The 13,191-nt window shown below is 71.7% G+C and carries 10 protein-coding genes and 1 riboswitch; of the genes, 6 read left to right on the top strand and 4 right to left on the bottom strand.

Annotated elements, in window-relative coordinates; genetic code table 11:
• Positions 1–72 precede the first annotated feature (72 nt).
• A complete protein-coding gene (locus tag IPJ17_16260) occupies positions 73–1,437 on the bottom strand; it encodes a cation:proton antiporter (protein QQR76202.1) in 1,365 nt (454 codons plus the stop codon).
• Positions 1,438–1,786: 349 nt separating this feature from the next.
• On the opposite strand from IPJ17_16260, the gene mtgA reads away from it, so the two are divergent.
• Positions 1,787–2,506 carry a monofunctional biosynthetic peptidoglycan transglycosylase gene (mtgA, locus tag IPJ17_16255; protein QQR73023.1) on the top strand — a complete coding sequence of 240 codons (720 nt, stop codon included), beginning with the start codon at positions 1,787–1,789 and terminating at the stop codon, positions 2,504–2,506.
• Between the two features lie 21 nt (positions 2,507–2,527).
• Here the strand turns inward: mtgA and IPJ17_16250 are convergent, their stop codons facing one another.
• Positions 2,528–3,310, bottom strand: coding sequence for an SDR family oxidoreductase (locus IPJ17_16250; GenBank protein QQR73022.1), 783 nt, complete (start codon positions 3,308–3,310; stop codon positions 2,528–2,530).
• A gap of 97 nt (positions 3,311–3,407) precedes the next feature.
• Here IPJ17_16250 and IPJ17_16245 point away from each other — a divergent pair, with 97 nt between their 5' ends.
• From IPJ17_16245 to IPJ17_16230, 4 genes are all read left to right on the top strand, one after another.
• Positions 3,408–5,528 carry a xanthine dehydrogenase family protein gene (locus tag IPJ17_16245; GenBank protein QQR73021.1) on the top strand — a complete coding sequence of 707 codons (2,121 nt, stop codon included), beginning with the start codon at positions 3,408–3,410 and terminating at the stop codon, positions 5,526–5,528.
• A complete protein-coding gene (locus IPJ17_16240) occupies positions 5,513–5,923 on the top strand; it encodes a (2Fe-2S)-binding protein (protein QQR73020.1) in 411 nt (136 codons plus the stop codon). Before IPJ17_16245 ends, IPJ17_16240 begins: the two co-directional genes overlap by 16 nt.
• A complete protein-coding gene (locus tag IPJ17_16235; GenBank protein QQR73019.1) occupies positions 5,920–6,747 on the top strand; it encodes a xanthine dehydrogenase family protein subunit M in 828 nt (275 codons plus the stop codon). The genes IPJ17_16240 and IPJ17_16235 overlap by 4 nt, the downstream gene beginning before the upstream one ends.
• A gap of 134 nt (positions 6,748–6,881) precedes the next feature.
• Positions 6,882–8,963 (top strand): M13 family metallopeptidase, encoded by a 2,082-nt coding sequence (locus IPJ17_16230; protein ID QQR73018.1) that lies wholly within the window; start codon positions 6,882–6,884, stop codon positions 8,961–8,963.
• 18 nt (positions 8,964–8,981) lie between these two features.
• Here IPJ17_16230 and IPJ17_16225 read toward each other — a convergent pair whose 3' ends face one another.
• Positions 8,982–10,340, bottom strand: coding sequence for an amidohydrolase family protein (locus IPJ17_16225; protein QQR73017.1), 1,359 nt, complete (start codon positions 10,338–10,340; stop codon positions 8,982–8,984).
• 92 nt (positions 10,341–10,432) lie between these two features.
• Positions 10,433–10,555: riboswitch (SAM riboswitch) on the top strand.
• Positions 10,556–10,730: 175 nt separating this feature from the next.
• Between IPJ17_16225 and IPJ17_16220 the strand changes: the two genes are divergently transcribed.
• A complete protein-coding gene (locus IPJ17_16220; GenBank protein ID QQR76201.1) occupies positions 10,731–11,129 on the top strand; it encodes a CoA-binding protein in 399 nt (132 codons plus the stop codon).
• A gap of 4 nt (positions 11,130–11,133) precedes the next feature.
• On the opposite strand, the gene IPJ17_16215 is transcribed toward IPJ17_16220, so the two are convergent.
• Positions 11,134–13,098, bottom strand: a complete 1,965-nt coding sequence (locus IPJ17_16215) for a hypothetical protein (protein ID QQR73016.1) — start codon at positions 13,096–13,098, stop codon at positions 11,134–11,136.
• Between the last annotated feature and the right edge of the window lie 93 nt (positions 13,099–13,191).

The following is a 13,191-nucleotide window of genomic DNA, read 5'->3' as shown; positions in this document are numbered from 1 at the left end:
CGGCGAGTCCCGAGGATCGGTCGGACGGCACGACGCGGGCGGCCTGGCGAGCGGATCCTGGGAGGCGGGCGCTCAGCCCGGTTCGCTGGCGCCGATGCCCACCTGACGCCAGGTGCTGGAGAGGCGGAGGAGCGGACCGGTCATCAGCGTGGTGACCACCGCCATGAGGACGAGCATGGCGAAGATCCGTCCGGAGATGATCCCCAGGTCGTAGCCGATGTTCAGGACGATCAGCTCGATCAGGCCGCGAGTGTTCATCAGGGCGCCGAGGGCGAACGCGTCGCGCCACGACATCCCGGTCACGGGTGCCGCCAGCATCCCGCCGCCGAGCTTCCCGGCCACCGCGACCGCGATGACCGCGGCGCAGGTCGCCCAGGCGACTCCGTCGTCGAGCAGTCCGATGTGGGTCCGCAGCCCGGTGAAGGCGAAGAAGAGCGGCAGCAGCACGACGGTGCTGAAGGCCTCGAGGCGACGCTGGAGGAACTCGCGGACCGCCGCGTGCTCGGGCATGGCGACGCCGGCGAGGAACGCCCCGAACAGCGCGTGAATGCCGATCAGCTCGGTGGCGAGAGCGCACGAGAAGACGAAGGTCAGCGCCAGGCCGATATGGGCGCGCTGACGCGACTCGTCGCCGACCTGATCGCCGATCCTCCGGCCCAGAATCGGTCGCACGCCGAGCCACAGCAGCGCGACGAAGGCCGCCGCCAGGACCACGGTGACGGCGGCGCCGGTCAGCGCCTCGGCCTTGACGACGGCGACGACCACGGCGAGCAGACACCAGGCCGTCACGTCGTCCACGGCGGCACAGGTGATGGCGATGGCGCCGAGTCGCGTTCGCGAGAGCTGACGCTCGTCGAGGATGCGCGCCAGGACCGGGAACGCCGTGATGCTCATCGCAACGCCGAGAAAGAGCGTGAACGAGCTGAACGACACGCCGGCCGGGGCGAGCGTGGGGTAGAGGGCCAGCGCCAGGGTGCTGCCGAGCAGGAAGGGCGCGAGGATGCTGACGTGGCTGACCAGGAGGGCGGCGTCGGCGCGACGGCGCAGGTGAGCGAGGTCGAGCTCGATGCCGACCACGAACATGTAGAGGATCACGCCGACCTGGCTGAGCAGACGCAGCGCTCCCATCGACTCGACCGGGAAGAGGAACGGCTGCGTCGACGGCCAGAGGGCCCCGGCCACCGACGGGCCGAGCACGATGCCGGCGACCATCTCGCCGGTCACGGCGGGCTGGCCGAGGCGCCGGAAGAGCGTCCCCGCGAGGCGGGCCGCGGTCACGACGACGATCACCTGGAGGAGCAGTTGGGCGAGCGGCTCGTGCAGGCGCCCGGCGAGCTGTTCCGCCAGGGCTTCGAGGCTCGAGCTCGCCGAGCGCGGGTCGGCGGCGTGCGCGAGCGCCGGCGCGCCGTCGGAGGATGCGCTCGTGGCCAGGTGCATCAAGCTCTCGCCGGCGCCGAGGTGCATCACCCAGGCGACACCGGCGCCGCAGGCTCCGACCAGCACGAGATAGAGAGCGACCTTGCGCAGCAATGCTCGATTCCTTTCCGCGGCTCCGGTCCGAGGAGTTCGGACCGAAACCGACACGGTATTGGCGACGAAGAAGGGGCGATTGTAGCCGCGACCGGTCGATCTCGAAGCCGAACTCGTCGACTCGGAATTCGACGTCGCGTCGCGCCCCTGGCAGCACTCGGCGCGGAAGGAGAAATAGGCACGTCGCACCTTGCCGCCGAACCCCGGGCGCCGTCAGGCGACGAGCCTCGTCGGGAATCGCAGGTAGGCTTGCGACATGGCGAGAAGGCGAAACGCCGCGCCCTGGATCGCGGCCCTGCTCCTGCTCGGAATCGCCGTCGCGCTCTCCTCGTGGGCGACCTGGCCCGACGTTGCCGCGCTGGCGCGGCGCGATCCGGGGAGCACCGCGTTCATCGAGCGCTTCCGCCAGCGGCAGCGCGACCGGGGAGCGAGCGACCGCGTCGAGTGGCGACCCGTTCCGCTCGCCCGCATCGCCCCGTCGCTGCGACTCGCCGTCGTCGTGGCCGAGGACATCGACTTCTTCTCGCACCACGGTTTTGCCACGGCCGAGATGAAGAAGGCGTTCGCCGACGCCTGGGAGGACAAGGAGATGCCGCGCGGCGCCTCGACGCTGACCCAGCAGCTGGCCAAGAACCTCTGGCTCTCGCCGTCGCGCAATCCCTGGCGCAAGCTCAAGGAGGCACTGCTGACGCGGGACCTCGAGCGTCATCTCGGCAAGCGGCGGATCCTCGAGCTCTACCTCAACGTGGTCGAGCTCGGTCCCGGCGTCTACGGCGCCGAGGCGGCGTCGCGTCACTGGTTCGGCAAGGGCGCGGCAGCGCTCACGGCTCGCGAGGCCGCCCAGCTCGCCGCGAGCCTCCCGAAGCCGTCGAGCTGGCACCCGGGAAGCCCGAGCAAGGCCTACCAGCGCCGCGTCGAGATCGTCCTCGGCCGGATGGAGAAGGCGGGAGGCTGGGTGGGACCGCTCGTCGAGTAGGCGGCGGCGCCGGCGCTCCCGCTAGCGGACGTACCGGGCCACTCGGGCGACGAGCCACGGAGCGTGGCGTTCGAGGAAGACGAACAGCTTGCCGTGGAAGGTGACCACCCGCTCGCGGCGGCGGCGTTCGACGGCGTCGACGATCTCGCGGGCAGAGGCTTCCGCCGAGGCGACGAGCCACGACGGGACGCGCTCGACCGCCGCCGGGTCGAGCACCTCGTGGTTGTCCTTGGCGCGGATCTCGCTGGCGACGAAGCCCGGAGCGAGATGGGTCACCGAGATCCCGCGCGGGGCGAGCTCGTGACGCAGGGCGTCGCAGAGCCCGCGCACGGCGAACTTCGAGGCGCAGTAGGCGGAGGCCGCCGGTGTGCCGATGTAGCCGTTGACGCTGCCGACGACGCCGAGCCGCCCGCGGCTCTTTTCGAGCTCGGGCAGCGCGGCCTGGATCGTGCGGAGGACGCCGAAGAAGTTCGTCTCGAGCTGACGGCGGTAGTCGTCGAGCGTCAGCTCGGCGAGCTCTCCGGAGACGACAAACCCGGCATTGGCGAAGACGGTGTCGAGCCGCCCCCAGGCGGCGACGACCTGCCCGACGGCCGATTCCGGATCGCCGTCGCGGGTCACGTCGCAGGCGACGGCGAGCGCCGTGCCGCCGGCGGCGCGCAACTCGGCGGCGATTCGCTCGAGGCGCTCGGTGCGTCGTGCGGCCAGCGCCACCCGCGTCCCGCGACGCGCGAGCTCGCGAGCGACCGCCTCGCCGATGCCGGAGGAGGCTCCGGTAACCAGCGCCACCCGGTCGTTCGTCATCGGGCGACTCTACAAGAGTGGCGCGCTCGTGTCGGGCCGGCGAAACAGCGCGGTGGGGTGGTGCCCTTCCCGCGAACCCTCCGCTATGCTCCGCGGCATGGCGCTCATCGGCCAGGACGTTCTGCGCAAGGACGCGTACTCCAAGGTCAGCGGCGCGGCACGCTACGTCGACGACCTCGTCTTCCCCGGCATGATCCACGGCCGCACGGTGCGCTCGACCGTCCCCTGCGGCGAGATCCTGTCGATCGCCGTCGATGCCCCCGGTTGCACCGTCGTCGACTATCGAGACATCCCCGGCCGCAACGCGGTGGCCGGACTCGACCTCGACCAGCCCTGCCTCGTCGAGCGCGAGATCCGCCACGCCGCCGAGCCGGTCGTGCTGCTCGCTCACGAGAGTCGCGAAGCGCTGCTCGCCGCGCGCGTCGACCTCGAAGTGCGGCGCGGCGACGCGGTGCTCGACCCGCGGCAGGCGACCCACTTCCACAAACGCCTGGCGATCGACAAAGGCGACCTCGAGGCCGGGTTCGCCGCCGCCGACCTGGTGGTCGAGGGGACCTACTCGACCGGGCACCACGAGCACGCCTACCTCGAGACGAACGGCGTCATCGCGGTGCCCGAGGACGGCGGCATCACGCTGCACGGTTCGCTGCAGTGCCCCTACTTCGTCCACCGGGCGCTCCAGGTGCTCCTCGGAATCGAAAGGGTCCGCGTCGTCCAGGCGGAGACCGGCGGTGGTTTCGGCGGCAAGGAGGAGTACCCGTCGATGATCGCCTGCCACGCTGCGCTCCTGGCGGTGAAGTCCGGCCGTCCGGTCAAGTTGATCTACGACCGCAGCGAGGACATGTGGGCGACCACGAAGCGACACCCGTCCCTCGTCCGCCATCGCACCGGCGTGACGCGCGACGGGCGGATCGTGGCGATGGACATCGACGTCCTGCTCGACGCCGGGGCGTATTCGACGCTCACACCGGTCGTCTTGTCGCGCGCCGTGCTCCACGCCACCGGCCCCTACCGTTGCGATCACGTGCGGATCCGCGGCCGCGCCGCCTGCACGAATACGCCGCCGAACGGCGCCTTTCGCGGCTTCGGGGCGCCGCAATCGCTCTTCGCCGCCGAGGTCCATCTCGACCGCATCGCCGAGGCTCTCGGGTGCGAGCCGCTGGCGTTGCGCGAGCGCAACGCCTTCCGACCCGGCGACACGACGCCCACCGGCCAGGTCCTGGGCGAAGACTGCGCGGCGCTCGCCGTGCTCGAGGCGGCGGTCGAGCGGTCGGGCTACCGGAAACGGCGGGTCGAGCTTGCCGCGGAGCGGGCGACCGGGGGTTCTCGCGGCAGCGGGCGGCGAGGCATCGGTCTCTCGCTCTTCTTCCACGGCTGCGGCTTCACCGGCTCGGGCGAGGTGCGTCTCGCCTCGCGCGCCTCTCTCGAGCTGACCGAGGGCGGGGCGCGGATCCTGGTGGCCAACACCGAGATCGGCCAGGGGGCACGCACGACGCTCGCCCAGATCACCGCCGACGCGCTCGGCTGGCCGCTCGAGGCGATCGAGGTGGCGACGCCGGACACGGGTCGGGTGCCGGACAGCGGGCCGACGGTGGCCAGCCGCACCTGCATGGTGGTCGGCGGGCTCCTGGCCCGTTGCGCCGTCGAGATGAAGGCGCGGCTCGGGGGGATGAGCGCCGGCGAGTATCTCGAGCGCCACGGCCCGCTCGTCGTCACCGAGCAGTACCGTCAGCCGGAAGGGATGAGCTGGGACGACGCGACCTATCGCGGCGACGCCTACGGCACCTTCGGCTGGGGCTGCGACGTCGTCGAGCTCGCCGTGGACCCCGACACCTGCGAGGTCGCCCCGGCGCGCATCACTGCCGCCATCGACGTCGGCCGGGCGATCCACCCGCAGGTGGTGGCCGGGCAGATCGAGGGCGGCACGGCGCAGGGTCTCGGCTGGGCGCTGCTCGAGCAGGTCACCATGCGCGACGGAGCGATGGCGAACGCCTCGCTCACCGACTACATCATTCCCACCAGCATCGACACGCCGCCGATCGACGCGGTGATCGTCGAGCGTCCCTACCCGCACGGCCCGTTCGGCGCCAAGGGTGTCGGCGAGCTGCCGATTGACGGCGTGGCCCCGGCGGTCGTCAACGCCCTGCGCCACGCGGGGATCGACCTGCGTGACCTGCCGGCGAGCCCGGAGAGGATCTCGGAATGCGCTTCGCTCTGAACGGACGCGCGATCGACGTCGCCGCGCCGCCGATGAAGCGGTTGCTCGACGTCCTGCGCGAGGAGTGTGGACTCACCGGCACCAAGGAAGGCTGCGGGGAAGGCGAGTGCGGCGCCTGCACGGTGCTGCTCGACGACCGCCCGGTCAACGCCTGCCTGGTGCCGTTCGCCCAGGTGCGCGATCGTCGCGTCACCACGATCGAGGGGCTGGCCGGTCACCCGCTGCTCGACGCCTTCGCTCGCGAAGGCGCCGCGCAGTGCGGCTTCTGCACGCCGGGGATGATCGTCGCCGCGTCGGCGATCGAGGCGGGAGAGGACGTGCGCCGTGCGCTCGCCGGCAACCTCTGCCGCTGCACCGGCTATACCGCGATCCTGCGAGCGGTGGAGCGATCGTGAGAACGGCGCTCTCGAGCCTCGAGCTCTCGCAGCCGGAGAGTCTCGGCGAGGCGCTGGGGATGCTCGCCGACGCCTCCGCCGCGCCGCTCACGCCGCTCGCCGGTTGCACCGACGTCTTCGTCGCGCTCAACGCCGGCAAGCTCGCCGCGCGCTCGTTCCTCGATCTCTCGCGGCTCGACGAGCTGCGCGGCATCACCACCGCCGGCGACCGCTTGGTGATCGGGGCGCTTGCCACGCACGGCGACATCGAGCGTTCGCCCGAAGTGCGCCGGCGACTCCCGATCCTCGCCCAGGCTGCCGGCGAGGTCGGTGGCCCGCAGATCCGCAACCGCGGCACGCTCGGCGGCAACCTGGCCACCGGTTCGCCGGCCGGGGACACCCTGCCCGTCCTGGCGGTTGCCGAGGCGACCGTCGTCCTGCGCAGCGTCGCCGGTGAGCGGCGCGTGCCCTTCGCCGACTTCTACACCGGCTATCGTCAGACCGCCCTGCGACGCGACGAGCTGATCGTCGCGGTCGAGGTCGGACCGCTCCCCGGGCAGGGGTGGTTCCGCAAGGTCGGGACGCGCGCGGCCCAGGCGATCTCGAAGGTCGTCATGGCGGCGGTGCGCGGCGACACCTGCCGGGTGGCCTTCGGCAGCGTCGCGGCGACGGTGGTGCGCGTGCCGCGAACCGAGGCGGCGCTGGCGGTCTCGCTCGCGGCGGCCCAGGAGGCGTTGCGCGGCGAGATCACGCCGATCGACGACCTGCGCTCGACCGCGGCCTACCGGTTGCGCGTCGCCGAACGTCTGCTGGCACGCTTCTGGACCGAGACCGCGACGACCTGATCGCGCGTCGCCTTCGCCCGGACGAGACGACGACCGGGCGGGCGCCCGGCAACCGGCGTCGGGAGATCTTTCGCCCCCGTCGCGCGTATCCATCGTGGGAGCCGGACCTTCGTCCGGCGGAAAGGAATCCCTTCGTGACGACTCCTGCACTCCGGCTGGCCACCGCGGCGCTGCTCACGCTCGCCGCGCCGCTCGCGGCCGAGACCCCGGCGGCTCCGGCGGCGGCGACCGAGAAGCGACCGCTGTCCGCGCTGCCGTACACGCCGAGCCTCGAACCGGCCTTCATGGATCGCACGATCGATCCGTGTGCCGACCTCTACCACTTTTCGTGTGGCGGCTGGCAGAAGCTCCATCCGATCCCCCCCGACCAGTCGCGCTGGAGCGTCTACGGCAAGCTCTACGACGACAATCAGCAGTTCCTCTGGGGATTGCTCGAAGCGGCCGCGAAGCCGGCGCCGGGTCGGACGGCCGACGAGCAGAAGATCGGCGACTTCTTCGCCTCGTGCATGGACGAAGCGGCGGTCGAGCGGGCCGGGGCCTCGCCGCTGAAGGGCGACCTTGCGGCGATCGCCGCGCTCGACAGCCCGCGCGCGATCGCCGCCTGGCTCGGCGACGCGCACCAGCGCCTGCGCTCGCGAGCGCTCTTCGCCTTCTTCCCCGAGCAGGATCCGGGCAACTCCGAGCAGGTGATCGCCTGGGCGATGGCCGGCGGGCTCGGGCTGCCGGACCGGGACTACTACCTCAAGGACGACGCCCGCTCCGTCGAGATCCGGCAGCGCTATCGCGAGCATGTCGTCGCCTCGCTCGTCCTCTCCGGCGAGGCCCATCCAGCGGCGGCGCGCGATGCGGAGTCGACGCTGCGGCTCGAGACGGCGCTGGCCAAGGCGTCGCTCTCGCGTCTCGAGCGCCGGGATCCGCGCGCCATCTACCATCGTCTCCCGCTCGCCGAGTTGCAGAAGCTCTCGCCCTCGTTCCCCTGGGGCACCTACCTCGCGGCGAGCGGTGCCCCGGCGATCGGCGAGCTCAACGTCACCGAGCCGAAGTTCTTCCAGGAGGTCGAGCGGCTGCTCGGCAATGAAAAGCTCGACGCCTGGAAGGGCTACCTGCGCTGGCACCTGGTGCGGGCGCGCTCGCCGTACCTCTCGTCGGCGTTCGTCAAGGCCGACTTCGCCTTCTATCGCGCCTTCCTGCGCGGTGTGCAGCAGGCGCCGCCGCGGTGGAAGACCTGCGTCGGCTGGGTCGACGACGAGCTCGGCGAGGCGCTCGGCAAGGTCTTCGTCGCCCGCACCTTCCCGCCCGAGGTCAAGGAACGGACGCTCGACATGGTGCTGCGCATCGAGCGGGCGATGGGGGAGCGCATCGGCAAGATCGACTGGATGAGCGACGCGACGCGCCGCCAAGCGCTCGGCAAGCTCGCCACCCTGCGCAACAAGATCGGCTACCCCGACACCTGGCGCGACTACTCGGCGCTCGAGATCCGGCCGGGCGACCTGCTCGGCAACGTCGACCGCGCGGCCCTCTTCGAGAGCCGGCGGCGCCTGGCAAAGATCGGCCAGCCGGTCGACCGTGGCGAATGGGGGATGACCCCGCCGACCGTCAACGCCTACTACAACCCGTCGATGAACGACATGAACTTCCCGGCCGGGGTGCTGCTGCCGCCGCTCTTCGATCCGAAGCTCGACGATGCGCCGAACTACGGCAACACGGGCGGCACGATCGGCCACGAGCTGGTGCACGGTTTCGACGACGAGGGCCGGCAGTTCGACGCGGCGGGCAACCTCGCCGACTGGTGGACCGCCGACGACGCCCGGGAGTTCGAGAAGCGCGCCGCCTGTGTCGTCGACCAGTACGCCCAGTACACGGTGGTCGACGACATCAAGCTGAACAGCAAGCTCACCCTCGGCGAGGATCTGGCCGACCTCGGCGGACTGATCCTCGCCTGGGAGGCCTGGAAGGGGGCGGTCGCCGGCCAGCAGTTGACGGAGCGCGACGGCCTGACGCCCGAGCAGCGCTTCTTCGTCGGCTTCGCCCAGTGGGACTGCGAGAACCAGCGCGACGAAGACAAGCGGGTCAACGCGCTCACCAACGTCCACTCGCCGAGCGTCTACCGGATCAACGGCGTGGTCCCGAACATGCCGGAGTTCGCCGCCGCGTTCCACTGTCCGGCGGGAGCGCCGCTGGTCAAGCCGAAGGAGGCGGTCTGCCGGATCTGGTGAACTCCGCCGGGCGGCCCGTCAGGGGCGGGCCGCCGCCGGCCGCTGGACGACGATCTGCCCGGACTTCACGACGAGCTCGATCCGACGAAGCGCCTTGAGGTCCGTCGTCGGATCGCCCTCGACCGCCAGCAGGTCGGCCACCAGCCCCGTCCGGATCGAGCCGATCTCGTCGTCGAGGCGCAGCAGGTGCGCGTTGCCCGAGGTGGCGGCGCGGAGGACGGCGAGCGGGCTCATCCCCCATTCGGCCATCAATTCGAGCTCACGCGCGTTCTCGCCGTGGGCGAAGACGCCGACGTCGCTGCCGGCACAGATCGGCACGCCGGCAGCGAGCGCCGCGGCGAAGGAGCTTCGCTTGGCCGCCAGGCGCTCGGGTAGCGGAGCGCGGCCGTCCCAACCGCGATAGCGCTCGACCGCTTCGGAGGCGGCGAGCGTCGGGCAGAGGTAGACGCCGTTGGCGGCCATCCGGCGCAGGACCTCGGGTGTCGCTTCGTCGCCGTGCTCGATCGAGCGCGCTCCCGCCTCGACCGCGCGCCGGATCGCCTCCGGCGTCACCGCATGCACGGCGACGGGTCGGCCGCTCGACGTCGCCGTCTCGACGGCGCGACGGAGCTCGTCGAGGGAGTAGGTCGGCCGCGCCTCGCCGTGAGGCCCCCAGCGATAGTCGCCGTAGAGCTTCACCCAATCGGCACCGCGGCCGATCTGTTCGCGCACGGCGTGAATCAGCTCGTCGCCGTCGGCCTGCTGCGCGCCGAGCGGGAGGTCCCAGTCGGGAGAGAACCCTTTCGGACCGTAGCTGCCGGTGGCGACCAGCGCGCGCCCGGCGACGAGCAGACGCGGCCCCGGCACGATCCCCTGGGCGACCGCCATCTTCAGTCCGGTGTCCGCGACCCCGGCGCCTTCCGTGCCGAGGTCGCGCTCGGTGGTGAACCCGGCCTCGAGGGTTCGCCGGAGATGAACCGTCGCCCGTGCCACGCGCAGCGCCTCCGGCTCCTTGAGCACCTGGTCGTTCCAGGAGGTCTCGTCGTACGGATGCAGGAGGACGTGCGAGTGACCTTCGATCAGTCCGGGCAGGAGCGTCGCGCCGGGCAGGTCGAGCACCGTGGCTCCGGGCGGCACGGACACCGTCGCTGCCGCTCCGACCGCGGCGATCCGCTCGCCTTCGATCCGGACCGCCCAACCACGATGGAGCTCGGTGCCCGACCCGTCGAAGAGACGCTCCGGGCGGATCACCAGGACGGGGACGCTCTTGCCGGTCGTTGGAGACGGCTCCGTGCCGCCCACCGGAGCCGTGAGGCTCGCGCCCAGGAGGAGCAACGCGGAAAGGACGGGATGCCAGCGGCGGCTCCGAGCGGGTCGAACCGTCGGCGGATAGGGCATGGCGAACCTCCGGGATCGGCGTTGCGGCCACGTTATCAAGGGAAACGGGAGTTGCCGGCGGCTGGACATCGGCGGGGAGGGGAGCGACAATGGTCGGGCATCGAGAGCGACCTGGCCACGCGCCGGGTCCGGCAACCTGGCGCGGACCGCCAAGGTGCCTTCCCGCCGATCCGGTGGGGATGTGGTCGGCCGATTCGGCAACCCCGGTCCGGTTTCGAGCCCGCCCTCGGAGCCCCTGCCGAGCGGCGGGCTCGGTCTTGTCGGGACGACGCCGACCGGTCTCCTTTGCCGGCGATCCACGCCGGCGCCTAGAATCTCCGCATGGACACCCCTCCGTCAGCCGGTCGCATCGTCGAATCGGAAGAGCAGATCGCCGCCATCGTCCGGGCCATGCAGGTCGTCGCCGTCGTCGGCATGAAGGGCGAGGATCGTGCCGACGAGCCGGCGTTCGCGATTCCGCAGATGGTCGCGGCGCGCGGCCGACGGGTGATCCCGGTCAACCCGCGACTCGAACGGGCGCTGGGCGAGAAGGCGTACGCCGACCTCGCCGCGGTGCCGGAAGCGTTCGACCTGGTCGACGTCTTCCGGCGGAGCGAAGCGATCCCGGAGCTCGCCGAACAGATCCTCGCCCTTGCCCCCGAGCGGAGGCCGCGCGTCGTCTGGTTGCAGAGCGGCATCCGGCACGACGAGGCGGCGGCGCGACTCGCCGCCGCCGGGATCGACGTCGTGCAGGACCGTTGCCTCGGGGTCTACGCCAGCCGCTATCTTCCGAAACCGGCGGCGAGCTGACGGCTCAGGGCAGCTCGAGCGACCAGACGCCCCCGCCAGCCATCCCGGCCCAGAGCCGAAGGGGTTCGCCGCCGATGGCCAGCGCCCGCACGTCGGTGTTGGGCAGTCCGTTGCGCATGTCGATCCAGGTCGCGCCGCCGTCGGCGCTGCGCGACACGCCCTGGAACGTCCCGGCGTAGACCTCGCCCGCCGCCGAGACGACGACCGCTTCGACGTCTTCGTCCGCCAGGCCGTCGCTGCAGCGCTCCCAGGAGGCGCCGCCGTCGTCGGAGCGGAAGAGGCCGTCGGCCGAGGCCAGGTAGAGGCGTCCCGGCCGCGTGGGATCGGCCGCCAGGCCGCGCAGCTCCTGGTCGGGAAGGCCGAGGTCGGAGCGGCTCCAGTGGGCGCCGGCGTCGACCGTGCGGTAGAGGCGGTTGTCGTCGACGATCGCCAGCACGACGTTCGCGCTCGGGGCGAAGAGGCGTTTGACGTGCTGCCCCTCGATCCCCTTGCCGGCCTTCTTCCACGAGCCGCCGCCGTCGGTGCTCTTGAACACCGCGCCGCCCTCGTCCGATGACGACCACGAGCCGGCGTAGAACGTCCGCGGCTCTGCCGGATCCTGGGCCAGCGCCGCGAACTCGACGCTGTCGGTCTGTCCGCGCAGCTGGTCGCGCAGCCGGGGAGCCGGCCGTTGCTCGGCCTGCCAGGTGTCGCCGCCGTCCTCCGAGCGCCAGAGGCTCGAGGAGGCGTACGCGAAGACCGTGCGCGGCGTGCGGCGGTCGAAGAGCATGCCGGCGAGCTCGACGGCGTCCTCGTCGGAGAAGGGCTGGAGCACCTCCCTCCAGGCGCCCCCCGCCGAACGACGGAAGAGGCCGTTCGAGGTCTGGGCGAAGAGCGCTCCGACGGTGGGCGGCACGTACAACGCCTCGATCCAGGCCGCGACGATGCCTTCGGTCGACGGCGTCCAGCTCACCCCGCCGTCGCGGCTGCGATAGACGCCGGTGCCGCTCGTCCCGGTGATCATCCGCCGCGAGTCGCGCGGGTCGATCGCCACCGCCTTGCAGACGTAGCGGCCGGTGCCGCTGTCGTGACGGCTCCAGCTCTTGCCGCCGTCGCCGCTGCGGAAGAGCCCGGTGCCGTTGGCCAGCCAGAGGATGCGCGCGTCTTTGGGATCGAGGATGAGCGAGTAGGTGTCGTCGGTCGCTCCCCCGGGCGTGGCGAGACGGCTCCAGGTCGCCCCGCGGTCGACGCTCACCGACAGTGTGTTGGCGCTGCTCATGGCGTAGATCCGCGACCGGTCGGTCGGGTCGACGACGAGCAGGTGGAGGCTCTCCTCGGGGAGCCCTTCGCCCAGGGCCTGCCAGCTCTTGCCGCCGTCGTCGCTGCGCGAGAGCTGCCGTTCCTCCCCGCGACCGCCGGCGTAGATCACCCGTGGATCCTCGGGATCGAACGCGAAGACGTAGACGTCCTGACCCGGGACGCGGAAATCGCTCCAGCTCTTGCCGCCGTCGCTCGAGCGGTAGTGCAGGTTGGTCGCTGGGAGGTAGAGGGTTCTCGGCTGCGAGGGTGCGAAGGCGATCCTCCGGCCGGTCGTCGCGATCGTGTCCTGGCTGCCGACGAGCGGTCCGTCGACCGTTTCCCAGGTTGCCCCGCGATCGCGGGAGCGCCAGAGCCTGGCCCCGTCCTCGGCCTCGACGCTGGCCCAGAGGGTCGCCGAGCTGCCCGGGTCGACCATCACCCAGGAGACGTCGCGGCTGGTCATTTCGTCGCCGGGAAGGAGCCAGGTCGCTCCGCCGTCGTCGCTGCGCCAGATGCCGCCGTTCTCGGTCGCGACGTAGGCCGTCTCGGGGTGTTGGGGATCGAGCGCCAGATCGGTGACGTTGGCAAGGCTCGGCCCCTCGGCGCGCCAGCCGCCGGAGGCGGGGAGCGCGACGGCGACGAGCGAGACGAGCAGGAGCAGGGGGAGCGAGCGGGTGCGAGAAAGCGACATGGAAGACCTCCGCGAGGACCGTGGCGAACGCACCGGTCCGTTTCCAGATGCGGCCTCGTGCGGGGAGCGGGGACAGGGCGGTGCGATTCGCGC

Source organism: Holophagales bacterium, assembly GCA_016699405.1.
Lineage (GTDB): Bacteria > Acidobacteriota > Thermoanaerobaculia > Multivoradales > JAGPDF01 > JAAYLR01.
Note: the sequence above shows the minus strand (reverse complement) of the source record. Positions and strands in the feature narration are given on the sequence as shown.

Coding starts and splice junctions, on each gene's coding strand:
- IPJ17_16260 (QQR76202.1), bottom strand. CDS start 1,437: ATGCACCTGGCCACGAGCGCATCCTCCGACGGCGCGCCGGCGCTCGCG.
- IPJ17_16250 (QQR73022.1), bottom strand. CDS start 3,310: ATGACGAACGACCGGGTGGCGCTGGTTACCGGAGCCTCCTCCGGCATC.
- IPJ17_16225 (QQR73017.1), bottom strand. CDS start 10,340: ATGCCCTATCCGCCGACGGTTCGACCCGCTCGGAGCCGCCGCTGGCAT.
- IPJ17_16220 (QQR76201.1), top strand. CDS start 10,731: ATGCAGGTCGTCGCCGTCGTCGGCATGAAGGGCGAGGATCGTGCCGAC.
- mtgA (QQR73023.1), top strand. CDS start 1,787: ATGGCGAGAAGGCGAAACGCCGCGCCCTGGATCGCGGCCCTGCTCCTG.
- IPJ17_16245 (QQR73021.1), top strand. CDS start 3,408: ATGGCGCTCATCGGCCAGGACGTTCTGCGCAAGGACGCGTACTCCAAG.
- IPJ17_16215 (QQR73016.1), bottom strand. CDS start 13,098: ATGTCGCTTTCTCGCACCCGCTCGCTCCCCCTGCTCCTGCTCGTCTCG.
- IPJ17_16240 (QQR73020.1), top strand. CDS start 5,513: ATGCGCTTCGCTCTGAACGGACGCGCGATCGACGTCGCCGCGCCGCCG.